General features: G+C 40.6%; 20 protein-coding genes. 15 read left to right on the forward strand and 5 right to left on the reverse strand.

All coding sequences use genetic code 11. The features are described from left to right. Window positions 1-143: 143 nt before the first annotated feature. The 4 genes from ACSFVZ_RS12680 (at window position 144) to ACSFVZ_RS12695 (ending at window position 3,247) form a co-directional block, all read left to right on the forward strand. Window positions 144-1,070 carry a hydrogen peroxide-inducible genes activator gene (locus tag ACSFVZ_RS12680; RefSeq protein WP_235383119.1) on the forward strand — a complete coding sequence of 309 codons (927 nt, stop codon included), beginning with the start codon at window positions 144-146 and terminating at the stop codon, window positions 1,068-1,070. Window positions 1,071-1,202: 132 nt separating this feature from the next. Then, window positions 1,203-1,745, forward strand: a complete 543-nt coding sequence (locus tag ACSFVZ_RS12685) for an RNA polymerase sigma factor (RefSeq protein ID WP_135923312.1) — start codon at window positions 1,203-1,205, stop codon at window positions 1,743-1,745. Continuing rightward, window positions 1,738-2,337 (forward strand): hypothetical protein, encoded by a 600-nt coding sequence (locus ACSFVZ_RS12690; RefSeq protein ID WP_138556703.1) that lies wholly within the window; start codon window positions 1,738-1,740, stop codon window positions 2,335-2,337. The genes ACSFVZ_RS12685 and ACSFVZ_RS12690 overlap by 8 nt, the downstream gene beginning before the upstream one ends. Before the next feature lies 1 nt (window position 2,338). After that, entirely contained in the window at window positions 2,339-3,247 is a 909-nt protein-coding gene (locus ACSFVZ_RS12695; RefSeq protein ID WP_235383118.1) for a hypothetical protein, read from the forward strand. 29 nt (window positions 3,248-3,276) lie between these two features. Here the strand turns inward: ACSFVZ_RS12695 and ACSFVZ_RS12700 are convergent, their stop codons facing one another. Beyond that, a complete protein-coding gene (locus tag ACSFVZ_RS12700) occupies window positions 3,277-3,480 on the reverse strand; it encodes a hypothetical protein (RefSeq protein ID WP_135923315.1) in 204 nt (67 codons plus the stop codon). 233 nt (window positions 3,481-3,713) lie between these two features. Beyond that, window positions 3,714-6,224: a two-component system response regulator gene (locus tag ACSFVZ_RS12705; protein WP_435558987.1), complete on the reverse strand. Its 2,511-nt coding sequence runs from the start codon at window positions 6,222-6,224 to the stop codon at window positions 3,714-3,716. A 169-nt stretch (window positions 6,225-6,393) separates the two neighbouring features. Between ACSFVZ_RS12705 and queA the strand changes: the two genes are divergently transcribed. The 5 genes from queA to secF all read left to right on the forward strand — a co-directional run bounded on the left by queA (window position 6,394) and on the right by secF (window position 11,909). Continuing rightward, on the forward strand, window positions 6,394-7,425 hold the full coding sequence (gene queA, locus ACSFVZ_RS12710) for a tRNA preQ1(34) S-adenosylmethionine ribosyltransferase-isomerase QueA (protein WP_235403756.1): 1,032 nt from the start codon (window positions 6,394-6,396) through the stop codon (window positions 7,423-7,425). A 150-nt stretch (window positions 7,426-7,575) separates the two neighbouring features. Beyond that, window positions 7,576-8,703: a tRNA guanosine(34) transglycosylase Tgt gene (tgt, locus tag ACSFVZ_RS12715; RefSeq protein WP_058583935.1), complete on the forward strand. Its 1,128-nt coding sequence runs from the start codon at window positions 7,576-7,578 to the stop codon at window positions 8,701-8,703. A gap of 29 nt (window positions 8,704-8,732) precedes the next feature. Next, window positions 8,733-9,071 (forward strand): preprotein translocase subunit YajC, encoded by a 339-nt coding sequence (gene yajC / locus ACSFVZ_RS12720; protein WP_036973302.1) that lies wholly within the window; start codon window positions 8,733-8,735, stop codon window positions 9,069-9,071. Between the two features lie 22 nt (window positions 9,072-9,093). Then, window positions 9,094-10,953 carry a protein translocase subunit SecD gene (gene secD, locus ACSFVZ_RS12725; RefSeq protein ID WP_135923318.1) on the forward strand — a complete coding sequence of 620 codons (1,860 nt, stop codon included), beginning with the start codon at window positions 9,094-9,096 and terminating at the stop codon, window positions 10,951-10,953. Window positions 10,954-10,961: 8 nt separating this feature from the next. Continuing rightward, on the forward strand, window positions 10,962-11,909 hold the full coding sequence (gene secF / locus ACSFVZ_RS12730) for a protein translocase subunit SecF (RefSeq protein WP_135923319.1): 948 nt from the start codon (window positions 10,962-10,964) through the stop codon (window positions 11,907-11,909). A gap of 118 nt (window positions 11,910-12,027) precedes the next feature. On the opposite strand, the gene ACSFVZ_RS12735 is transcribed toward secF, so the two are convergent. Then, window positions 12,028-13,536: a mannitol dehydrogenase family protein gene (locus ACSFVZ_RS12735; RefSeq protein ID WP_435558989.1), complete on the reverse strand. Its 1,509-nt coding sequence runs from the start codon at window positions 13,534-13,536 to the stop codon at window positions 12,028-12,030. A 3-nt stretch (window positions 13,537-13,539) separates the two neighbouring features. Next, window positions 13,540-15,264: a purine-cytosine permease family protein gene (locus tag ACSFVZ_RS12740; protein WP_435558990.1), complete on the reverse strand. Its 1,725-nt coding sequence runs from the start codon at window positions 15,262-15,264 to the stop codon at window positions 13,540-13,542. Window positions 15,265-15,763: 499 nt separating this feature from the next. Here ACSFVZ_RS12740 and ACSFVZ_RS12745 point away from each other — a divergent pair, with 499 nt between their 5' ends. The 5 genes from ACSFVZ_RS12745 (at window position 15,764) to ACSFVZ_RS12765 (ending at window position 22,008) form a co-directional block, all read left to right on the forward strand. After that, complete coding sequence (locus ACSFVZ_RS12745) at window positions 15,764-17,119, forward strand: carbohydrate porin (RefSeq protein WP_435558991.1); 1,356 nt, start codon at window positions 15,764-15,766, stop codon at window positions 17,117-17,119. Window positions 17,120-17,605: 486 nt separating this feature from the next. After that, window positions 17,606-18,562 carry a sugar-binding transcriptional regulator gene (locus tag ACSFVZ_RS12750; RefSeq protein WP_135923322.1) on the forward strand — a complete coding sequence of 319 codons (957 nt, stop codon included), beginning with the start codon at window positions 17,606-17,608 and terminating at the stop codon, window positions 18,560-18,562. Window positions 18,563-18,677: 115 nt separating this feature from the next. Beyond that, window positions 18,678-19,217, forward strand: coding sequence for a hypothetical protein (locus ACSFVZ_RS12755; RefSeq protein ID WP_435558992.1), 540 nt, complete (start codon window positions 18,678-18,680; stop codon window positions 19,215-19,217). Between the two features lie 87 nt (window positions 19,218-19,304). Then, window positions 19,305-21,095 (forward strand): GGDEF domain-containing protein, encoded by a 1,791-nt coding sequence (locus ACSFVZ_RS12760; protein WP_253038468.1) that lies wholly within the window; start codon window positions 19,305-19,307, stop codon window positions 21,093-21,095. 82 nt (window positions 21,096-21,177) lie between these two features. Beyond that, the gene (locus tag ACSFVZ_RS12765) at window positions 21,178-22,008 is read left to right on the forward strand and encodes a substrate-binding periplasmic protein (protein WP_135923325.1); all 831 of its coding nucleotides are present in this window, start codon (window positions 21,178-21,180) and stop codon (window positions 22,006-22,008) included. Window positions 22,009-22,073: 65 nt separating this feature from the next. On the opposite strand, the gene suhB is transcribed toward ACSFVZ_RS12765, so the two are convergent. Then, window positions 22,074-22,877 (reverse strand): inositol-1-monophosphatase, encoded by an 804-nt coding sequence (gene suhB / locus ACSFVZ_RS12770; protein ID WP_135923326.1) that lies wholly within the window; start codon window positions 22,875-22,877, stop codon window positions 22,074-22,076. A 233-nt stretch (window positions 22,878-23,110) separates the two neighbouring features. Between suhB and ACSFVZ_RS12775 the strand changes: the two genes are divergently transcribed. Further along, a complete protein-coding gene (locus ACSFVZ_RS12775) occupies window positions 23,111-23,458 on the forward strand; it encodes a four helix bundle protein (protein WP_295512140.1) in 348 nt (115 codons plus the stop codon). The last annotated feature ends 64 nt before the right edge of the window (window positions 23,459-23,522 follow it).

The raw sequence follows: 23,522 nt of genomic DNA on the forward strand, positions 1-23,522 counted from the left end.
TTGAAGGATAAACCTGTCGCTATCTGCGTTAAAGATTTCTCATTAAGAGCAACTTAATAGCGAAATTTTTGCCTTGTTATTAACGAGGTTTTATTGCCTCAAAATAGATCACTTAATTAAGCGATTTGGTATAAAAACAGAATATGAATAACTTACCAAGTATAAAACAGCTACAGTATTTATTAGCAGTCCATCAGCATCAACACTTTGGCCGCGCAGCCAGCGCCTGTTTTATTGGCCAATCTACATTAAGTAGTGCAATTCAAAACTTAGAAGAAACGTTAGGTTGTCAGCTTATTGAGCGTGAAAATCGCAGTTTAATGTTTACAGCTATCGGTGAAGAAGTCGTAGAGAAAGCTCGTAAAATTATAGACGATACCTTAAGCCTAAAAGAGCTAACAAAAAGCTTTTTGACACCGTTAAGCGGCACGCTCACCCTTGGCGTGATCCCAACGATTGCCAGCTTCATTGCCGCGCCTTTATATCATTTCTGCAAACAAACTTTTACTGAGTTAGAGTTAGTCTTGGTTGAAGATACCAGTGATAAGCTACTCGATAAATTAGAGCATGGCCAAATTGATATGGCATTGCTTGCATTGCCGTATGATACTGACAAATTCCATACTCAAGTGCTTGCAAAAGATCACTTTAGTTTGGTGCATCACAAAGACTATACGCCTGCAGCTGGGGTGGAAGATTTTAATCTACTACCGGATGCCAGCGTGTTTTTACTAGAGCGTGAGCATTGTATGACTGGCCATGCGCTAAGTGCCTGCCACTTGAATCGTTCAAGTTGTATTAATCCATTTGAAGCGGCAAGCTTACATACTTTGTTAAGTATGGTTGAGCACCAGCTAGGTGTGACTTTCTTACCGCAAATGGCTATTAATGCCGGCATTTTAGACAAGAAAGAAATGGTTGCTACGCCATCCCAGAGCGATGCGTACCGTGATATTGGTATTGTATGGCGTAAAACCACAGGCCGGATCAGAGACTTTAGGCTGTTTAGTCAGCAGTTAGAGCTGTTTCTTAATAGGCAATGTAGCTTAGATGGTCAGTGTGACGAATAATAAAAAACCGCAAATAAAAAACCCCAAATAAAAAATTTGGGGTTTTTTGTTATTTAAACAAACTATTTTTTTCCTTCCCTCGACTAACATAATAACAAAACCATTAAAGGCAGATCAGATGACGAGGCTAGCGTGTTTTTTCAATCACTTGAAACATTAATTGCCAAAGCGCAACAGGGCAATAAACGGGCGTGGTTGAAATTAGTCAAGCAGCACGAAACACAGGTATATAACTATTGCCTAAGGATGTTAAGCCATCCCGATGATGCAATGGATTTGATGCAAGAAGTGTTTATTTCTGTGTATAAAAGCTTACCGAGCTTTCGTGGTGAATCGAGCTTTAATACTTGGCTCTATCAAATAGTGCATCGGCGTAGTGTCGAATATTATCGTCGCCGTAAATTGCATCAAAGTTTGGATTCTGCGCCAGAAGAAAGCTGTGAGCGTAGCGAGTTAGAAACGAATCAACTGCAATCTGAGCAGCATCATGAACTAAAAGAAATGATGAATAATTTACCCTGGGAGCAGCGTTTAGTGGTGGAGTTAAAGTTTTTTCAGCACTGTACATTTGAAGAGATAGCTGAGCAATTAGGCATTTCGACCAATACAGCTAAATCAAGACTATACAGTGCGCTTGGCAAATTAAAAGTGCATTTGGAGGCCGTAGATGGCTAATTTAGATTCATTATTTACCGCATGGTTAGAAGGTGAGAGCTTAACTGATGAGCAAATAGCCTTGCTGCAAGCTAATGCTGAGTATGCATTAATGATGAACAATGCGATGCAGTGGCAACAACAAAGTAAAGACTATGAAACGGTGCCAGTACCAAACTGGGACAGAGAATCAAGTATGCCGAAAGTGCAAAAAGCTAACGTATTTTTTGGCTCTGGTATGTGGGCAATGGCGGCATCAATTGCGTTTTGTGCGTGGCTTTTTGTTAGTAATCCGCAGCAACAAAACCAGCAATTACTTGAGCAAGTCGCTAAACAAACCAACTTATTAGAGTCACAACAAAAGCAAATTGATCAGCTGCAAAACATTCTTACAGCACAAAATGAAGTGCAACAGCAGCAGATGTACCAGCTGGCTAAAGAAGCGATTAAAACTGGGCGAGTAGAGCGTCAAGAAGATATTGCTAGCGTGCTTGCCTATATCAAAACGCAGCGCGCTCAAGACCAAGCGTACTTACGTATGCAGTTAAATGATTTAGCAGAGCAAGTGGACGGCCGATCTATGCCAACCGTTGCCAACAACTTGGAGTATTAAGATGTCAAAATACACATTAACCTCAGCTGCCTTATTGCTTTGCTCAGCCGTAAGCGTGCAAGCACAAGCAAACGATGAATTAGATAAAATTCAGCGAGAAGTCGGGATCATGGAAAAAATCCTCACCGCAGCTTTAAAACAAGATACCGATAACAAGGTAAGAAATGTAACTTCAAGCTATCTACAACACCAAGGCGTGGTATTTAGCTTTGATGTACGAGGTAGTTCACGGTGGTCTTCGGTGTTTGCGTCTGTACCTGATGCGCCTCTTCCACCATTGCCAGATATCGACTTTGAAGAACTGGCTGAAATTGAGGTGTTAGGTGATCATGTGCAAGTAATAAGCGATGCCGTGGTAGTGAAAACGCAAGAAGCCTACCAGCAAGCAATGGAAGTGATGCGTGAAAGTGCTGAGCGAGTGCGTGATGTTGCTGAACAAGAGCGAGATATAAGCCGTGAAATTCGTGATCTTGAACGTGAAAAACGTGATTTGGAGTTTGACCGTCGTCACGACAAAGACGCCAAAGATCAAGAGCTCGAACAACGTAAAAAAGAGCTACAAGCAGCAATCAAAGAACTTGAAAAGCAGCAGCAAAAATTATCGCAAAAACAACAAGTAATGCGTAAAGAGTTAGCTGAAAAAAAACAAGCACGGGTGAAAGAGCAGCAGCAACAATTAGCTGAGCTTGTACAAAAGGTAAATAACAGCTTATCGCTTACCTTATGTGATTATGGTAGTGGCTTAAGAAACTTACCAAACGATGAGCATGTTAGTTTTGTCATTCGTGGTATTAGCGAAGATAAAAGTGAACAGGTTAAGGTGTTTAAAAAGTCAGATATTAAAAAGTGTGTGCAAGGTGATATAAAAGCCACGCAACTGCTTGAAAAGGCATCAAGCTATAATTTTTAGCTTGGCTAGCTCCCCAACTAAAAAGCAGCCTAGAGAGGCTGCTTTTCATTCATTGAAAAAGGTTTCAAGTCGGGTAAAAACAATAAATAAACCCATACGACTAAATTAAAATACGGCACGAGACCTAAGCCTGTAAATATCTTTACCGGATACCCCTTGAAGGTTGCATTACGGTAACATTGATACGCTATCCCTAAATTTACGAACAGCAACAAAACGATTAGTTGTGTCATCACTTTTCTCCTTTATACCGTTAATACATGAACTTATTAATATTAAGTTATTTTCAGTATGTATAATGTAATTGGTAATGTCATGTATTTTTTAAGTAATCACTATAAAAATACGACATTAGTTCCTGCTGTGGATTTAAGTATAGATGAGTATCGTGACTTTGGAAGTACTAAAAATAGGTAAAAAGTAGCAAAAATGCCGTTTTTTTTCACTTTATAATGCTAGCTAATTGTTAGTTAAATAAATTATTTTCAGATATTTTTTTTAGTTCAGCAGAAATTTTTTCAACCGGTACTGGGCGGGCGATAAAGAAGCCTTGTCCGTAATCAATTCCAATTTCTTTTAATGCTAAAAATATTTCTTTATTTTCAACATACTCAGCAACAGAACGCTTATCAAGCGAACGACTAATATCGTTAATGGCTTTAACTAAAGCAAGATCGATAGGATCATTTAGCATGTCGCGAACGAATGAACCATCGATCTTCACATGTTGTGCTGGTAATTGTTTTAGATAATTGAACGTGCTAAATCCAGTGCCAAAATCATCAATCGAAAAGTGACAGCCCAAGCCGTTTAAACGCTCTATCATCGCACGGGTTGCTGTCAGGTTTTTGATGCTTGCCGACTCAGTTATTTCAAAAATTATGCGGCTCGGTGCCACTTCATACTCTTCTAAGCTTGATTCAATATGCGGAAGCAAACGCTCATCTAAGAATGATTGCGCCGATAAATTGATAGCAATTTGATTAAGCTCTGGATGCTTTGCAACACTTTGAATAGCATTTCGAATAACACATTGGTCCATCAAAAATGTGTCATTTAATAACTCTAATGCAGGGATAAACTGGTTCGGGTAAATTAGCTCATCATTTAATTTCAAGCGCAGTAATGTTTCAAAGTAAGCAACATGATTACGTTTAAAATCCCAGATTGGCTGATAATGAAGCTCGATGGCATTTTGCTGAAGAGCCTGACGAATACTATGTCCCCACTCTAAACCAACTTGTAGGCTATTGTGGTTACTGTCTTCTTTGGAATAACAATGAACTAAGTTTCGGCCCAAACTTTTTGCCACATAAAGCGCGATATCTGCTTGTTTTAAGCATTCGCTGGGATCATTATTCTGTGCTGTAATTTGTGTCAAACCAATAGAGCAGCTAATTGAGTATATTTGCCCTTCAGAGTGAAATTGGTGTTTTTCAATAGCAACGCAAATGCTCTCAGCAACTAAGTGTGCATCAAGTAAGTTGGTATTTTTTAAGATAACAGCAAATTCATCACCGCCAATACGACAAATCAAATGCTCTTCGCTTATGTTAGCGGTAAATAGCTGGGCAACCTCTTTTAAGACAATATCGCCTTGTTGATGGCCTTTACTGTCGTTAATAATCTTAAAGTGGTCTAAATCGATATAAATAAGTGCGTGCTCAATATCGTCATTAGTGTATTTCTCTTGGCAAATACGCTGTAATTGTTGGTCAAAGTAATAACGATTGTGCAGCTCTGTGAGTGTATCGTGTAAAGCTAAATGGCGAAGCTGAAGTTCAGCTTGTTTTCGTTCATGAATATTATCAATGGTTGCAGTGATCGTAGCCGAGTTTTGACTATTTTTAATCAGTTGTAAGCGGCACTCGACCCAAATTGCATTGCCATTTTTGTGTTTAAGTTGTATTTCAACTTGTTGTTGTTGCTCGCCACCATGCAAAATACTTTGAATTGTACTTTGTAACTTGGTTTGACACTCTGGAAGACAGAAATCTGTGAGTGACTTTGATAAGCTTGATTTTATGCCATAACCAGTAAGACTTTCCCAAGCAGGATTAATGAAGCGAATATTTCCGTGCTGATCAAATTCAAGAACAACCGTATTAAGGTGCAATAAAATTCGTTGGTGCGCTGAAAACAGTTCTTTGTAGCGACTTTGGCTTTGGCTTAGCTGTTCGACCTTTTGCGCAAACTCAGCATAGCTAACCATAAAATCTTCGCGTCGGGCAGCATGATCGCACACCTTACTTAACAGTGATTGATCATAAGGTGCACGGATAAAGTCAGTCACACCCGATAATAATAACTGTTCAGCGTAGTCAGCATCATTATTATCAATAATGGTTACGATTGCTTGTTTTGGATTATGTTGCAAAATTTCGCTGATGAGTCCAGCTGCAGTATCAGAATGTGACTCAGTGGCATCAATCAAAACAATCGCAAACTTATGCTGTAAGTATGTTGCAAGCGTCGCTTTAGTTGAGGTGGTATGCGTTACCGCAAAGCTAAGTTTTAGTTGTTTGCTTATATCTTGTGCTTTGCGGCTGTCTGTTTCGAGTAGCAGTAAATTTAGGCGACTACTTTTTTCTAAATGGGTTGAAAGTACATTGGCAAGTACTTGCGGTAACATATCTTGGCGTTCGAATGGCAATACGGCATCAATACCGTAGCTTCGCGCAGTGGTTTCGGCAATGCGTTCGCAGTATATAGGAGGTGTTAATAAGATAGGCGTGTTTTTAGGTGTTTTTAACAATCCAGAGCGGATCATACGTGAAAAGCGCCAGCCATCAATTTTACCAACCTCAAGGCCAGTAATAATAATGTCCACCGGGTGACTTTTGAGTATTTTTAACGCGTCCTGAGAGTCGCTTGCTTCGATAAACTGAAATACATTTAGTTTATTGAGCGTAGACTTTACCGTCTCACGTTCTGCAACGCTAGCGTTCAAAATTAGCAGTTTTAACTGCTTTGCCATGGCGCTACTACCTCTTAACGAACCCATGTTTAGTGAATAAGCTAGAATAATGACATTTTGCCTAATCTACAAGCAAACTTTACCTAAAAGCGGTTATTTGGCCTTTGCTTGAGGTAGTGGGCGTATCAGAGTAAACTTGGCGCGTTTTTATTAATGAGAGATATGCTCCATGCGCGTAGCTGATTTTAGCTTTGACCTTCCAGATGAATTAATTGCTCGTTTTCCTAAAGCAGATCGAACTAGCAGCCGTTTGCTGACCCTTGATGGCCCATCAGGGAAAGTGGAACATAAAGTGTTTAGTGATATTTTATCACTTGTTAATGAAAATGATTTACTCGTTTTCAACAATACTAAAGTAATTCCTGCACGTATGTTCGGGCAAAAAGAGTCGGGTGGCAAACTTGAAGTATTAGTTGAGCGTGTGCTTGACGAACATCGGGTACTTGCCCATGTTCGAGCAAGTAAATCACCAAAACCTGGCTCAAAAATTATTCTTGAAGGTAAAGCCGAAGCTATCATGGTTGCACGTCATGGCGAGCTTTTTGAGCTTGAATTTGCCAAAGACGAAAATGTATTAGATATCTTAAATGACATTGGTCACATGCCTTTGCCACCTTACATTGACCGTCCTGATAACGAAGCAGACCGCGAGCGCTACCAAACTGTTTATGGTGAAAAACCAGGTGCTGTTGCAGCGCCAACGGCAGGCCTGCACTTTGATGACAAGTTAATGATGGCATTAAAAGACAAAGGTATAAACATGGCGTTTGTGACTTTGCATGTAGGTGCGGGGACATTTCAGCCTGTGCGTGTTGACTCAGTTGATGAGCATGTCATGCACTCAGAGTACATCGAAGTACCTGATGATGTGGTTAAAGCGGTAGCCGAAACGAAAGCAAAAGGTGGTCGCGTAATAGCCGTAGGGACTACCTCAGTTCGCTCGTTAGAATCTGCTGCTAAAGTGCACGGCGGCAAACTTGATACCTACTTTGGTGATACCGATATCTTCATCTACCCGGGTTATCAGTTCAACGTGGTTGATGCTATGGTGACAAATTTCCACTTACCAGAATCAACCTTGATCATGTTAGTCAGTGCGTTTGCTGGCCAAGAAAACATCATGGGTGCCTACCATACCGCAATAGAGCAAAAATATCGTTTCTTTAGTTATGGCGATGCCATGTTCTTAACACGAAAATAACGACAGTTTAGATTTTAAAAAGCCCAGTTTTTTAACTGGGCTTTTTATTTTCGAATTTAGCCCAATTAATAGTAATAAAGCTGCAAACAGGGTAGAATCGAGCGGTTAAATTATAGCTTGTTGGACTGTTTTTCCGACACTGAGGATAATATGAAATTTGAATTAGACCGCACTGACGGTAAAGCGCGCCGTGGCCGCTTGATTTTTGAACGTGGTGTTGTAGAAACGCCAGCATTTATGCCTGTAGGCACATACGGCACCGTTAAAGGTATGACGCCGGACGAAGTGAAAGATACTGGCGCGCAAATTTGCCTAGGTAATACTTTTCACTTAATGCTGCGCCCTGGTACAGAAATCATTAAGCAACACGGTGACTTACACGACTTTATGAATTGGGATCGCCCAATTCTTACTGACTCAGGCGGTTTCCAAGTATTCAGCTTAGGCGCAATGCGTAAAATCACTGAAGAAGGCGTGATGTTCAGCTCACCAGTTAATGGTGAAAAGATCATGCTTTCACCAGAAAAAGCGATGCAAGTTCAGCGCGATTTAGGCTCTGACATCGTGATGATTTTTGACGAATGTACGCCATACCCAGCGACTGAAAAAGAAGCAAAAGATTCTATGGAGTTATCACTTCGTTGGGCTAAACGCTCAAAAGAAGGTCATGGCGATAACCCTGCAGCGCTATTTGGTATTATCCAAGGTGGCATGTACCCTGAGCTTCGTGCACAATCACAAAAAGGCCTAGAAGAAATTGGCTTTGATGGTTATGCATTAGGTGGTTTATCGGTGGGTGAGCCGAAAAACGAGATGATCAATATCCTTGATCACTGTGCTTACAAAATGCCGGAAGACAAGCCTCGTTACTTAATGGGGGTTGGTAAACCAGAAGACTTAGTTGAAGCGGTTCGCCGTGGTATCGATATGTTTGACTGTGTAATGCCTACACGTAATGCCCGTAATGGTCACTTATTTGTAACGGGTGGCATTGTTAAAATCCGTAATGCAGTACATAAAACAGACACGGGCCCACTGGATCCTGAGTGTGATTGTCATACGTGTAAAAACTATTCACGTGCATACTTGCATCATCTTGATAAATGTAATGAAATCTTAGGCGCACGTCTAAACACGATTCATAACTTACGTTATTATCAACGCGTGATGGAAGGCTTACGTAATGCCATCAGTAATGGCAAACTAGACGAATTTGTTGCAGATTTTTATGCACGCCGCGGCCAAGAAGTGCCAGAGCTTGCAGATACATCAGATTAAATTTTTAGAAAAATTAAAGAGGAAGTGAAATGAGTTTATTCATCTCAAACGCCCACGCAAGTGCGGCAGGTGCAGCACCAGCAGGTGGTGGCATGGAAATGCTAATCATGTTGGGTATTTTCGGTTTGGTATTTTATTTCTTAATTTACCGCCCTCAAGCCAAACGTGTAAAAGAGCATAAAGCCCTGATGAGCGCAATGGCAAAAGGCGACGAAGTACTAACGCAAGGTGGTTTAGTAGGTAAGATCGCTAAAATCGCTGATGACAAAGACTTCATCGTGATTTCATTAAACGACCAAGCAGAAGTAACAGTACAAAAATCAGCTGTTTCTGCAGTATTGCCAAAAGGCACTATGAAGTCGCTATAACAATAAAAATAAGGACTCACACGTGTTAAACAAGTTTCCATTATGGAAGTATTTACTTGTTCTTGTTGTGTTAGTCGTTGGTATTCTGTATGCCTCACCTAACTTGTATGGCCGCGACCCGGCCATACAAGTATCGGGCACTAAAGGTACTGATGCTGACCTCAGCGTACTCGATAAAGTAAATGCGACCCTCAAAGAACATAACGTTACTGTTAAATCAAGCAAACTTGAAGACGGACAAATCCTGGTTCGTTTTAAGAATGTTGAAGAGCAACTAAAAGCGCAAGATATACTGCGTGATTCCCTTAGTGAAGATTACATCTCTGCAATCAATATGGCTCCGGCTCAACCTGAGTGGTTAAAAGCATTGGGTGGTAACCCGATGAAGCTAGGCCTAGATTTAAGCGGTGGTGTTCACTTTACTATGGAAATCGACATGGCGACGGCGGTTGATACTCAGCTTGAGCAAATGGAACAAGATTTCAAAAGTGACTTACGTGAAGAAAAGCTACGTTATCGCACTATTCGTAGAGTAGCAGGTAGTGAGCGTCTACGTGTTGAGATGCGTAACGAAGAAGACAAAGATGCCGCAGAGCGCTTCTTATCTACTCGTTACCCGTTAAACGTATACATTGATGATAGCAGCAGTGATAACGCTTTTTTTGCCAGCATGAGCGAGCAAAAGCTAAAAGAAATTCGCGATTATGCTATCAAACAAAACGAAACTATTATTCGTAACCGTATTAACCAAATCGGTGTTGCAGAGCCTAACGTACAGCGCCAAGGTGCTGAGCGTATTATTGTGCAACTTCCGGGTGTACAAGATACTGCACGCGCTAAAGAAATCTTAGGTGCAACAGCAACGCTTGAATTCCGTGAAGTTGACGAAAATGCCGATGCAGGTGCCGCTTTACAAGGTCGTGTACCGCCAGGTACTGAAGTGATCATGGCACGTGATGGATACCCAGTGGTACTTAAGCAACGCATCATCCTTGAAGGTAGCCACATTACTGGTGCGCAATCTGGTATGGATGAGTATCAGCGCCCACAGGTTAGTATTACGCTAGACAGCAAAGGTGGCGCAAAAATGAATGCGTTCACTAAACGTGCTATCGGCAAACGCATGGCCACAGTATTTATTGAATATAAGCCATCAGGTAAAACAGATGAAAACGGTAAAGCACTTCCACCTATTAAAGTTGAAGAAGTGATTAACGTGGCGACGATTCAAGCCCGTCTTGACCGTTCATTCCGTATTACTGGTATCGATAATCCAGCTGAAGCACATAACCTGAGCTTATTACTTCGTGCCGGTGCACTTGTTGCGCCGATTCAAATCGTTGAAGAACGCACGGTAGGTCCAAGCTTAGGTCAAGAAAACATTGAAGCGGGTATGACTGCGGTTGTGCTAGGTTTCGTGTTTGTGCTTGTATTTATGCTTTTTTATTACAAAGGTTTCGGCATGGTGGCAAACATCGCTCTGGGTGCTAACTTAGTATTAATTGTCGGTGTAATGTCGCTTATTCCAGGAGCTGCGTTAACGTTACCAGGTATCGCAGGTATCGTATTAACTGTAGGTATGGCGGTTGATGCTAACGTACTTATCTTTGAACGTATCCGTGAAGAGCTTGAAGATGGTCGTAGTCCGCAACAAGCGGTTCATTTTGGTTACGACAGCGCATTTAGCACCATTTTCGATGCTAATATCACAACGCTTATCGCAGCAGTGATCCTATTTGCAGTGGGCACTGGTCCTATTGCTGGTTTCGCAGTAACACTTGCGATTGGTATTATCACCTCTATGTTTACAGCCATTGTTGGTACCCGTGCGGTAATCAACTTATTCATTGGCGGTAAGCGTATTGATAAGTTGTCGATTTAGGAGTCAGCATGCAAATTTTAAAACTCGGTGGTAAAACACTCCCGTTTATGAAGTTAAGAAAGTTTGCCATGACATTATCAACTTTGTTGATTTTGGCTTCTTTCGTATCGTTTTTTACTAAAGGCTTAAATTTCGGCCTCGACTTCACAGGCGGTACTGCTGTTGAAGTGGGCTTTACTCAAGCACCTGATCTTAAGGAAGTACGTGATGCAATCACAGAAAGCGGCTTTGAAGATTTCTCGGTGCAGCTGTTTGGCTCAAGTAAAGAGATTCTAGTCCGTCTTGCTCCACAAGGTGCTGGCGTAAAAGCAGAAGTGATTGGTAACCAAATCATTACGGCATTACAAAAAGTTGAGCCGACAGTAGAAATGCGTCGTATCGAGTTTGTTGGCCCAAGTGTTGGTGAAGATCTAAAAGAGCAGGGTGGCCTTGCCATGTTAACTGCACTTATCTGTATCTTAATTTACGTTGCGTTTCGTTTTGAATGGCGTTTTGCAGTAGGTGCGGTATCAGCACTATTACACGACGTTATCATTACATTAGGCTTATTCTCAATACTAGGTCTTGAGTTTGACTTAACGATTCTTGCGGCAATCTTGGCGGTAATAGGTTACTCACTTAACGATACCATCGTTGTTTCTGACCGTATCCGTGAAAACTTCCGTAAAGTGCGTATTGATGACACCATTGAAATTATCGATATTTCATTAACGCAAACGTTAAACCGTACCTTAGTAACATCAATCACAACTATCTTAGTATTGATTGCATTATTTGGCTGGGGTGGTCAAACGATCCACGGTTTCGCAACTGCATTACTATTTGGTGTATTCATCGGTACTTATTCATCTGTGTATGTTGCTTCAGCTGTAGCAATTGCAATGGGTGTAAGTAAAGAAGACTTAATTCCAGAAGTAATTGAAAAAGAAGGTGCGGATCTCGATCCTATGCCTTAACTGAGTGTTAAAAAGTAAAACCGCCCTAAATTTAGGGCGGTTTTTTGTTTTTATATACACTGGCAATGATATTTAATCATTCAAGTGACAAAACTAGTCACTAATCACGTTTTATCGTCTAATTATAAACTTGCTTCGCCTGAGCCTGATCTAATAGTGATACTATAATGTGCTCAATAGCCACACCTGCATAGAGCTTACTAATGTAAGATTTATATTCATTACAAAATGACGTGTTTTCAACAAGTGCGCCAAAAATGCTCGGTTGCTCCAGAAAAGCGAGCGGGGAAATTCGCGATGCATGAGCTGCCTGTTGTAATGTTTCAGCCATATCATCGATGATCTCTAAAGGCTCTCCTTTTTGGGTTAAATGCGTATCACTGTATAAACACCATCCAGCAATAACTAAACTCGCAATAGCAGTATTACCGTTGCTTTTGAGGTTTTCCATAATTGTTGGTACCAAAAAAGTAGATACTTTGGCTGCGCTTTGTGAGCAAATTCTTGTAAGGCTATCTTTGATATTTGGATTTGCAAAACGGGCAATTAGTGTTTTTTTATAGTCACTAAGGTCAATACCCGGTACGGCATCTAAAATAGGTGTGACCTCTTTATCCATAAACTCGGTTATAAGCTTAGTGAACAAAGGATCGCAGATTGCTTGTTCAATAGTTTGATAGCCGCGTAAAGAACCTAAAATGCCAAGCACTGAATGGCTAGCATTAAGTAGACGAATCTTCATCGTTTCGTAAGGTGTTACATCATCTACAATCTGGGCACCAACAAGTTCCCATGCTGGGCGTTGTTGACTAAACTTGTCTTCAATCACCCATTGATGAAATGGTTCACAAGTAACAGGCCATTTATCAATAATGCCCAAATTCTTAGCAAGTGCTAAGTCGCTTTGATCCGTTGCTGGAGTTATTCTATCTACCATGGCATTGGGGAAACAAACATGGCTTTCGACCCAATCGGCAAGTCCGTGATCGAATGCTCGAATATAAGTAACAAGCATTTTTCGAGTAATGTCGCCGTTGTGTTGGATATTGTCGCATGACTGAATGGTAAATGGCGGCCTATCGGTTTTTCGTCGACGTGCTAATGCAGCAGCCAAATAACCAAAGATAAGCTTAGGTTTATCTGGGTTAGCTAAATCATGCTGAATATCAGGATTAGTAAAGTCAAATTCACCGCTAGATGGATCGTAGTTATATCCTCCCTCGGTAATTGTTAATGATACAATATACGTTTCGTCAGCAGCCATTTTACTAATGACTGCTTCAGGGTCGTCAGGGGCCATTAGAAAATCCGTCATGCAGCCAATAACTTGCACTTGCGTATGTCCATCAGGGTGCTTCGTCAAAATTGAGTAAAGGTAGTCTTGTGATTCTAGATGTTGTTTTACTAAGCGGTCTGCTTCACGTAAACCAACACCACATATACCCCAGCGTAAATCATCACTAAGGTTAATATAGTTATCAGTGTAGAAAGCTTGGTGTGAGCGATGAAATCCACCCACCCCTACGTGAACGATACCTGATTGCAATGCTTGGCGGTCATATTCTGGGACTGCCACTGTGGTGGGTAATGAGCTCAACGTAGATTGCTGTAGTGAAATTACGTCCATATCTTAGCTCCTTAAACTTGCTGGCTGAAAATGGTTTCTACGATGCATCGCCCAGTAAGCTGTAGCAAAATAGATAATTGTGCAGGCAAATCCAATGTTAAAAAATAATGTTCGGTTAGCCTCGTATGAACTGATATCAGGTGAAAAGAACATGGTATTGGTAGCCAGTGCTATCGTTACACCTAAGCTTAACCACGCAAGTGTTGACAATAGTTTGGTAAATCCACGCTGATCAATGGCGAAATGAGGCTCTTTAGCTGCTTGCTCGGCATGAAATTCTTTTACACGTGTATCAAACGCAGCAAGTTCAGCTTCTTGTTCTGGGTATGAATCAGCAGCTCCGTATCTTTTAGCTAACTGGATATAAACGATGATGCTAAATATCCATGTTGGGATGAATAAGTAGTAAAAAGGCATAATGTCTATCGCATTCAACGTAAAGCCAAAGACGAGTCCCAGAGCCCATGATAAAACAGCCGCAGAGCTGTGCTGAAGCTGTTTGTATGTTACCCAATAGCGAGTTAACCCAAGTTTTGGAAATAAGAAGTGCTCAGCAAATACAATAGCGCCCACAGGTACAACTAAGAGACCTGCATAGGTTAATAATGGCAATAGTTTGGTAAATACAAACGGAAAACATGCAATGATGACTGTAACTATACCTACTAAAAATGTGGTTCTAGTTCGAGATTGATTACTAAAAATAGCTTGAGCAGCAAGGCCTGCACGATATAAGTTGGCATTTGCAGTTGTCCATCCTGCGACAATAACGATCACTAACCCAGATAAGCCTAGTGCGTGAAAAGCAACATCGCCGGGATCCAATTCAACAATAGACTTCTTCACTAAAACTGCAGTCCCCGCGCCCATAATACCTGCAGAGATCCAAGCTATATAGTGCCCAAATAACATGCCTGCAGAGGTACATAGCCCATAACTTTTTTTCTTTGCATAGCGCAGAAGAGCCATGTCTATTAAGCCAAAATGGGTAATTGTATTTGCAGCCCAAGAAAAGCCTATAACTTCGAGTAAACCAATTCCGGGCTCACCATTTGCATCAAGACCCGTCCAAACAGAGATGCTGCCAATATGCATAAAGTCTCCCCAGCTAGAGACGACTGTTTGGCCAATAACAGCATTTGCAAGCTCTGGCATAAGCACTAATGGACCACTTATAAACATCACGAACAACCAAGGAGCGCAAATACCTGAAAAGCGTGATACGGCGTTAAAACCATACATGGCAACAAGTACAACAATGATCCCTACAGCCAGTACAACCATGACAAATAAAGAGTTAGTTGGATACCAGTTAAGTTGAGCCGGAATATTTAAAGCAAAGCGGACTGCGGTCGCAGAAACTGTAATCATGGCTGCAGAAATAACAGTAAATATAATTACATTCGCCCAGTTGTATAGCCGGGTCATTGAGTCACCAGCAATTTTTTGTAGGTAGGTATATAAACTTAAACGTGTTTCTACAGCTATGGGGGTTGTTATGAGCGTCCAACTCAATACAGCAAGAATATTACCGATCAGTAATCCAAGGAGGATATCTGTCATGGTTGCGCCAAGTGCGACAAATGTTGCACCAAATACAAACTCCGTTGCAGCTACGTGTTCACCTGCATATAGACCTAAAAAGTGCTTCCATCCTTTGAGTTTGTGTTGTGCAATCGGTAATTGTTCCTCTTCTAATCCTTTTAAATCGACCTGATTACTTTTCATAAGTACTTGTCCCTGTTAGTCATATGACGTGCTGCTCTTTAATGTTCTTTAAAGGGATTCTTTTTTATTAAAACTTCCTAAAAATATGAAAACCTCGACTCAAACAAGGTGTGTGTTATGGATCAACGCGTCTAATTCAACTGTAATAAATTACCTACTCCATGGTAAATAATTTGTTTGGGCATTGTTGTTGCCTTTGGGCATAATCCTACTGGTGTATTGTTTTGTCAATAATAAGTTAATGAGTGGATAAAGAGGGAGGTTCATCATTCATCATAACTCTAGTGATATTTAACTGACTTAATGTTGTTTTTTAGTGATTTTATACTGTTATTAGTCATTTCGATGTTTGGCAAGCTCTTGCTGTTTTTATTGACAAATATTATATGTGTTGGGAATATGCTCAATTAGTGTTTGTTTGCTCAAAGTAAAAGGTGGTAGTAAAAATTTGGCGATGAGTTTAGAGCACTCGAGCGTAATTAAAATGGAGAACACATACATGGATAACAATCAATCGATTGCAGTAACACAGAAATCAAAAATGTTGTTTTTTCGTTGTTCAGTGAAAAAGCGACGTTTAATTCCTTCAATGTCAGCGATTTTGGTTTTAAGTTCCTTTACAAGTCATGGGGCTGAAACGTTTGATGCACAAAAATATATAACAGGTGACTGGAGCGGGGCGCGATCTGAATTGTCGCAGCGAGGTATGGATTTTCGTTTAGGCTATTTCAATCAGGTTGCTCATAATTTGAAAGGCGGTCTTGATAATGAGGTGGCTTATGCTGACCAATTTTTTGTTGGTGGATATATTGATCTTGAAAAGCTTTTTGGTTGGTCTGGAGCTGAGTTTAAAGTTGAAATTACAAATCGAAATGGTGAGCTAATAAACAACAAGGCAGGTATTCCATCATTACTTCAATCACAGCAAATTTATGGTCGAGGAAATGTAACTCGTCTCACACAATTTTCATTAACTCAACAGCTGTTCGATGATCAGCTCAGTATTAAAGTTGGTCGAATTTATCCAAGCTCTGATTTTTTTGCTATGAGCTGCGCTTTTCAACATTTAACATTTTGCAGTGGTGGTTCATCTAATTATTTGAGTAGTAGTTGGTATGGTGATCCATTGAGTACTTTAGGGGCGCAATTAACGTATAAGTTATCGGATAACTTATTATTTAAAATAGGTAGCTACGATGCAAACCCACAAGTAATGTCGTTGAACCAAGGGTTGAAGCTGTATACATCAGGTGGTATTGACGGCACCACCGTGGTGGGAGAGTTAGAATATAAAGTGAACTATGGGCATGGCTTGCAAGGGGATTACCGAGTTGGTGTCGTGCGTAGCAGCTTAGATAAAGCCAAGCTTGTAAATGAAGCAGGCTTTCCGGCCGGTTCGACTATTGATGCTGTTGCGATTGAAGATACGGATAACGCATTTTATTTTAACCTTGAACAGCAAATAACACGCAACCCATCAGGTGGTGGATTACGGGTATTTGCGAGTATGATTCATGCAGATAGTAGTATTAGCGCAGTGGGTGAAGTGATCGCGATAGGAGGGTTTATTACAGCGCCATATGCTAGTCGCCCTAATGACCGTATTGGATTAGCTATTGGGCGAAACAGCGTCAGTAAAGAGTTAACTGATGCACAGCATAAATATAATGTAAATCATATAAATAGTGATTTTAATGTGCGTAGTCATGAATACCCGATTGAGCTTAACTACAATTATGCAATTACGCCTGCGATTGAGTTGATGCCAAGTGTTCAATTCATTATTCATCCAAATGGTGATCGCGATGAAGAGAATGCCATCATTGCGGGTTTACAGCTGAGTTTTAACTTCTAATCTCTAGCTTTATATTGCGTGCCAATAGATGACTGTAAAAACCAATAGATGGCTGTAAAAAATAGTTAAGAAATATCCCGCTAGTTTTTTGCAAAACCAATAAAATTCAGCACGATTTATAAGTTAACGTGCTGTTTTTTTAAGTTTTACCGCACTGTGTTTGTTGTTCAGTAAGGCTTTATTTAATCGTCGCTTGGTGGTTACTCTGTAAAAATAGGGTAGAAATCATGTCTAATACTTCCTTGAACCCTGAATTTTGTTTTAGAGTAGTAATATTATTAAGTTTAAAACAGGCTATGTTATTAAAATTTATGGTATCTTTTAAATCAGTAGCCAGAACTCAATAATAGCTGGCGCATAGTTGGGTCTGATACAAATAAGCCTGATTCTGTATGTTAATCTGCAAAAATAGTAAAAACGAATAGATTGGTGCAGTGAATCATTTTACTGTTAATTTTTTCATTAATGGCCAAACAGGTATAAATAATGGCTTTGCCCCCTATTACTGAAAACCAAAAATTAGAGGAAGCAGCCAGAGCTGGTTGGCTTTATTATGTTGCAGGAAAAACACAAGACGAGATCGCTAAACAGCTCAATACATCTCGACAATCTGCGCAAAGATTAGTGGCAATGGCCGTATCAAAAGGGTTAATAAAAGTCCGACTTGAACACCCAATTAAACGTTGCATGGAACTGGCTGATTTACTTCAACAACGCTTCGGCTTACTCAAGTGTGAGGTGGTTCCGAGTGTGCCGGGTGATGCTGATTCTGTTGTGGGTCTTTCACAAGCCGGTGCAGCTGAAATTGAACGGTACGCAAAAAGCCGACAAGCTAAGACGATTGCTTTTGGGACCGGACGAGCCTTACGTGCTTGCACTAATGAGCTTACAAATATGCAGTGCCCTCAGCACCGTATTGTCTCGTTGGTTGGAAACATAGCGCAGGATGGTTCTGCTAGTCGTTATGATGTTGCTATTCATGTTGCAGAGCGTTTAGGGGCAAGACATTTTCCTATGCCTGTTCCTGTTATTGCTAGTACGCAAGCAGATAAAGCTCAATGGCAACAGCTGACGCATGTAAAAAATGTTCATGAGCTCGCCCTACAAGCAGATGTGTATTTTGTCGGGGTTGGTGACTTGGGGATAAACTCCCCTTTACATTTAGATGGGTTTATTACACAACATGAGCTTGCGGCACTTGAGGCTATGGGTGCCACAGGTGAAGTAATAAGTTGGATATTTGATAGTAATGGTAAACTCGTTCAATCTGACATAAACCAGCGTGTAACGAGCGTTGCTTTGTCTACTCGTCGAGACAAACATGTAATAGGAATTGCTGCAGGGCAGAACAAGGTTCCAGCCATTGCCGGGGCAATAGAGTCTGGTATGATCAATTCCCTCATTACAAATGAGTCTACTGCTGAAGCGTTATTGCATTTATAAATGCTATTAGCGAGAGGCCTTGCTTAGTTAGTTTGCGTTGCTTTTACTTGAAGGCATCTCATTCACTCACTTGCAAAGATAAATTAAATGACGAGGCGGTAATATACTGTTATTTATGAGAAAACTTATTAAAAAGCTAATGCTGAGCGCGTGTTCACTTTGTTTGCTTGTTGCATGTACAGAAGAGCCATCACCCCAGCAGCCTGAAAGCAGCAATACAAGTGGTGATGTGCGACAGCAATTAGATATGTATCAAAACCTAGCTTGGCATGTAGTTAGTTTATTACAAAGCCAATCTACGCCAACGCAGATAAGTGACTCAGTAACAACTTTAATCGGCTCATCAAAGCAGTTGTTTGTAAATCTTAAAGAGCAACTGCCAGAATGCGAAGAAAGTCTAAACGTTATGGCGCAAATTGCCATGATTAAACAGCAACAAATAGAAAATGGCGGGTCTCAAGAAGAGCTCCCCAAACTACCTGAATTCTCAGCGCCGAGTTGCTACCACGCACAAAAGCTATTACTTAATCCACTTGCGGTCTATACACTAACTCAACAAGCAGATTTAGCACAAAGTGATTACCAACACGCAAAGTTAAAAATGATTGATAGTTTTGCACGCATCAAGCAGATAGAAATGATTGCTGCTGAGTAGTCATTGCTAGTCATAGCCTTGCCATAAAATTGTCATACAAGGTTGCTAATTTAGTCGCCTATTTGTATTACTGATGCTAGGTGTAAGGTGAGCGCACAACTACAGCAGATCTTAGATAACAGTGCAATTGAAACCTTGTTTCAACCTATCTTTGATATTTCTAATCAACATATTTTGGGCTATGAGGCGTTAAGTCGTGGGCCTAAAGATTCTGAGTTAGAAATGCCCAGTGCATTGTTCAGCGAAGCCATTGCTTGTCATAAAATCTCTGAGTTAGAGTTACTTTGCCGCAGTAAAGCGATTGAGAACTTTGTTAAGCTTAACCTACAAGGTAAGTTATTCTTAAATGTAAGCCCTAAAACTTTACTCGATCCGTGTCATCCAAAAGGTGAAACTTTGCACCTTGTTGAGCACTTCGGTTTAGCTGCTAATCGTGTGGTTATCGAGGTTACAGAGCAAGAAAAAGTCGATGATGGCTTTTTATTGTTAAAGACTATTGCACATTATCGTGAGCTAGGTTTTTCGATTGCAATTGATGATTTAGGCGCCGGCTATTCGGGCTTAAAACAATGGTCTGAGTTATGTCCTGAATTTGTAAAAATAGACCGCTACTTTATTGATCATTGCGACCAGAGTGTGGTTAAAAAAGAATTTTTAAAGTCTATTATTGAGCTTGCTAAAGCAACCAATACGCAAGTAATAGCAGAAGGCATTGAGCGTGTAGAGGAGCTTCGCTTACTCGAAAGTTTAGGGGTACAGCATGCACAAGGCTTTTTGTTAGAAAGGCCAAGTTTACAGCCCAGTTACGAAATCAATATTCACTGCCTAAAGCATTTAGAATCATCAGATACTGAAAGTAATTTTGAACAGTCTATGGCGATTGGCTGGTTAGCCGTTGAACATGCAAGTATTGAATCAACAACCCGCTGTAAAGATGCTCATAAAATTTTTGAGCAAGATAAAACCTTAACGAGCCTTGCGGTACTAGAGCATAATATTCCTGTTGGTTTATTACACCGAGATCAACTTACCGAAGTATTTGCTGCCCCATATGGGCATGCGCTTTATGATAAGCAACCCGTTACTTCTTTAATGGATAAACAGCCGTTAGTGGTAGACGAAAACGAGTTACTCGATACGGTGAGTCAGCAAATTACCGAATTTGAGTTTGATATTCGACGCCACATTGTGATCACCCGAAGTGGTGAATACTTAGGATTGGCACCCCTACGTAATATTTTAAAGCACATTACTGAAGAAAAAATCCGCCATGCACAACATGCTAACCCGCTTACAATGCTGCCGGGTAATGTCGCGATTAACGAAGCAATTGAGCTAAGGCTTCGCAATAATTATCCGTTCTCGCTAGCCTATGTTGATTTAAACCACTTTAAACAATTCAATGATCTGTACGGATACGCCAGTGGTGATAGCGTAATAAAGCTGCTTGCTGAGGTTATTGTCGAGGCGTGCAGCACGAGTAAAGGCTTTGTGGGACACATTGGCGGGGATGATTTTATGGTCGTGTTTGATAAAAATGATGCAGAGCAAGTGTGCCATGACATCATTAATAAATTTGAGCACCAATCTCGCGCCTTTTTCACCCCAGAACATATTGAGCAAGGGGGTTATTGGGCAAGTAATCGAGAAGGTAAAAAGCAGTTTGTGCCTTTACTTACACTATCGATAGGGTTAGTTAAGCCAGATTTAGAGCTGTGTATTAATAGTCATCAGGTAGCTGCGCTGGCGACAGATGCAAAAAAAGAGGCTAAGCGTTATCAAAGTAGCCATTTATTTGTTTGCCAAAGAAGGCGACCAGCACCTGCTGTTGTGCGCCTTAGTTGTGCGAAAGATGACAGTGCATCTGTCGGACTATGAAGAAAATTTAAGTTTAGTAAGTTTTGCTTGTGTCTACATTTGAGTAGGTGTAGCTTAAAAAAAACACTATCAAAAAATAACAATGAAGCGACTATGTAGCGCAATTTTAGTATTGCTTAGCCTAGGATACAGCCTTACCACAGAAGCAAAAAATGTGGTGAATTTAGCGATTGAACAGCGCCCGCTCTACAAGCGTGATTATTATCTTCATGAATTACTGGCAGCGGCTTTACGTGCTGGTAATTACCAAGCAGAAATTAATGAGGTATTAGTACACCCTCATCAACAACGTACCTTACTGATGCTTGATGCAAAGCAAGCAGATATATTTTGGAGCATGACAAGCCCTGAGCGAGAACACCTTGCCATTGCAGTACCTGTGCCTTTGTTCAAGGGTTATATTGGTAAGCGAGCTCTACTAACGAAACGTGCATTTTTACCACTTTTCGAATCAGTAAAAACTAAACAAGACTTAGCGCCTTTAACGGCAATTCAAGGGCATGATTGGCCGGATACAAAAATTCTTGCGCAAAATGGCCTAACAGTCAGGCCGCTGGCAAATTATCAAGCGATGTTTAGTTTAGTGATCAGAGGGCGAGTTGATTATTTTCCGCGTTCGTTCATTGAAGTGATCTCTGAACTAGAGCAAGTGAAAAGTGATGAGCTGGTTATAGTGCCAAACTTATATATCAGTTATCCAACAGCATTTTACTTTTTTGTTAGTAATCACAGGCCTGAACTAGCTGAAGTGTTAATGAAAGGACTGACAACGATGAAGAGCACGGGCGAGTTTGAACAGTTATTTGCTAGCTACTTCGCTGAAGACTTAGCTAAATTGCCGTTTAAAGAAAGTGAAGCCATAGAAATAAAACTCGATAACGATTATTTTCAGCCACAAAAAAAGGAGCCTTAGCTCCTTTTTAGATACCAATTCGCTTAATTAAGTAATATTGCGGCTTGGTATAATTACAACCGCTTTTAGCGAAGTAGTGACTCAGTTAACACTGGGCGAATTTCACGAATGATCGCTTGAGTTAACTTAGGTGCACCACAAATGATGTTGCCGCTTTGGTTGTAGTTAATACCACCTGCGAAATCAACAACCATACCGCCCGCTTCTTTAACTAAAAGCTCGCCTGCGGCTGTGTCCCATGGCTTAAGGCCAATTTCAAAGAAACCATCAACACGACCTGCTGCAACGTAAGCCATATCTAATGCCGCAGAACCTGCACGGCGGATATCAGCAGTGTGTACGAAAAGCGCTTTAAACGCTTCAGAGTATGCGTCTAAGTGGTGCTTTTGTTTGAATGGGAAACCAGTTGCAAGTACAGAACCTGCTAACTCGTTAGTTTTAGTTACGCGTAAACGTTTGCTGTTAAGCTGTGCGCCTTGACCACGTGATGCTGTGAATAATTCACCGCGAATTGGATCATAGATAACAGCTTGGTCTAAACGACCTTTAACTTTAAGTGCAATAGATACTGCGAAATGAGGGATACCCTTGATGAAGTTAGTTGTGCCATCAAGTGGGTCAACAATCCATTGGTAATCTGCATCTTTACCTTTGTGCTCACCAAGCTCTTCACCAACGATACAATGATCAGGGTAAGATTTTAAAATAGTGTCACGAATTGCGGCTTCAGCTTCTTTGTCGATGTTAGTCACTAAGTCGTTAGTGCCTTTTTGTTGTACATCAACTTTTGATAAATCTTCACTTGCGCGAAGTAAAATTTTGCCTGCGTTACGCGCAGCGCGAACCGCAATGTTTAACATTGGATGCATAGCATTACCTTTGGGTTGTAAAAGAACGAATATATTTAAGCCGGCGTATTCTAGCGATTTCTAGCGTAAAGTAAACAATAAACTCGAATAAATAAGGTTGTTTTTTGTACAATTCTGATTTTGTTATTGATTTAATCTCAGAAGAAGGGGTTAGTGGTCAGCCGTCAGTTTGAAATTTGCATTCTGAAAAATTCGTGCCTATATAAAGTTTTTATACTTAAAAGGATGCAAGTATGAATTTTGAAAAATTAGAGGTATGGAAGCGAGCAGCAAGATTAAGTGCCGAAATTTACAAAGAAACGACAGATCTAAATGATTTTGGCTTTCGCAATCAGCTCACACGTTCTGGTTTATCAATACCGAGTAACATCGCAGAAGGTATGGCGAGAATCAGCAAAAAAGAACGGGTGCGTTTTTTAGATATATCAAGATCGTCAATAGCAGAAACACGAACGCAAATTTATATCGGAATTGAGATTAAATACATTGATGCTGCCATAGGTAGAGCTTGGGTGAGTGAAACGGAAGAGCTATCAAAAATGTTGACATCTCTTATGCATAGGATCGAAGCTGATAGCTGATAGCTGATAGCTGATAGCTGATAGCTGATAGCTGATAGCTGATAGCTGATAGCTGATAGCTGAT

It is taken from the genome of Pseudoalteromonas nanhaiensis, assembly GCF_051235485.1.
Lineage (GTDB): Bacteria > Pseudomonadota > Gammaproteobacteria > Enterobacterales > Alteromonadaceae > Pseudoalteromonas > Pseudoalteromonas lipolytica_C.

Excerpts from the sequence above, each read along its gene's own strand:
- ACSFVZ_RS12680 (WP_235383119.1), top strand. The coding sequence starts at position 144 with ATGAATAACTTACCAAGTATAAAACAGCTACAGTATTTATTAGCAGTC.
- ACSFVZ_RS12690 (WP_138556703.1), top strand. The coding sequence starts at position 1,738 with ATGGCTAATTTAGATTCATTATTTACCGCATGGTTAGAAGGTGAGAGC.
- ACSFVZ_RS12695 (WP_235383118.1), top strand. The coding sequence starts at position 2,339 with ATGTCAAAATACACATTAACCTCAGCTGCCTTATTGCTTTGCTCAGCC.
- ACSFVZ_RS12700 (WP_135923315.1), bottom strand. The coding sequence starts at position 3,480 with ATGACACAACTAATCGTTTTGTTGCTGTTCGTAAATTTAGGGATAGCG.
- ACSFVZ_RS12705 (WP_435558987.1), bottom strand. The coding sequence starts at position 6,224 with ATGGCAAAGCAGTTAAAACTGCTAATTTTGAACGCTAGCGTTGCAGAA.
- queA (WP_235403756.1), top strand. The coding sequence starts at position 6,394 with ATGCGCGTAGCTGATTTTAGCTTTGACCTTCCAGATGAATTAATTGCT.
- tgt (WP_058583935.1), top strand. The coding sequence starts at position 7,576 with ATGAAATTTGAATTAGACCGCACTGACGGTAAAGCGCGCCGTGGCCGC.
- yajC (WP_036973302.1), top strand. The coding sequence starts at position 8,733 with ATGAGTTTATTCATCTCAAACGCCCACGCAAGTGCGGCAGGTGCAGCA.
- secF (WP_135923319.1), top strand. The coding sequence starts at position 10,962 with ATGCAAATTTTAAAACTCGGTGGTAAAACACTCCCGTTTATGAAGTTA.
- ACSFVZ_RS12735 (WP_435558989.1), bottom strand. The coding sequence starts at position 13,536 with ATGGACGTAATTTCACTACAGCAATCTACGTTGAGCTCATTACCCACC.
- ACSFVZ_RS12740 (WP_435558990.1), bottom strand. The coding sequence starts at position 15,264 with ATGAAAAGTAATCAGGTCGATTTAAAAGGATTAGAAGAGGAACAATTA.
- ACSFVZ_RS12745 (WP_435558991.1), top strand. The coding sequence starts at position 15,764 with ATGGATAACAATCAATCGATTGCAGTAACACAGAAATCAAAAATGTTG.
- ACSFVZ_RS12750 (WP_135923322.1), top strand. The coding sequence starts at position 17,606 with ATGGCTTTGCCCCCTATTACTGAAAACCAAAAATTAGAGGAAGCAGCC.
- ACSFVZ_RS12755 (WP_435558992.1), top strand. The coding sequence starts at position 18,678 with ATGAGAAAACTTATTAAAAAGCTAATGCTGAGCGCGTGTTCACTTTGT.
- ACSFVZ_RS12765 (WP_135923325.1), top strand. The coding sequence starts at position 21,178 with ATGAAGCGACTATGTAGCGCAATTTTAGTATTGCTTAGCCTAGGATAC.
- suhB (WP_135923326.1), bottom strand. The coding sequence starts at position 22,877 with ATGCATCCAATGTTAAACATTGCGGTTCGCGCTGCGCGTAACGCAGGC.
- ACSFVZ_RS12775 (WP_295512140.1), top strand. The coding sequence starts at position 23,111 with ATGAATTTTGAAAAATTAGAGGTATGGAAGCGAGCAGCAAGATTAAGT.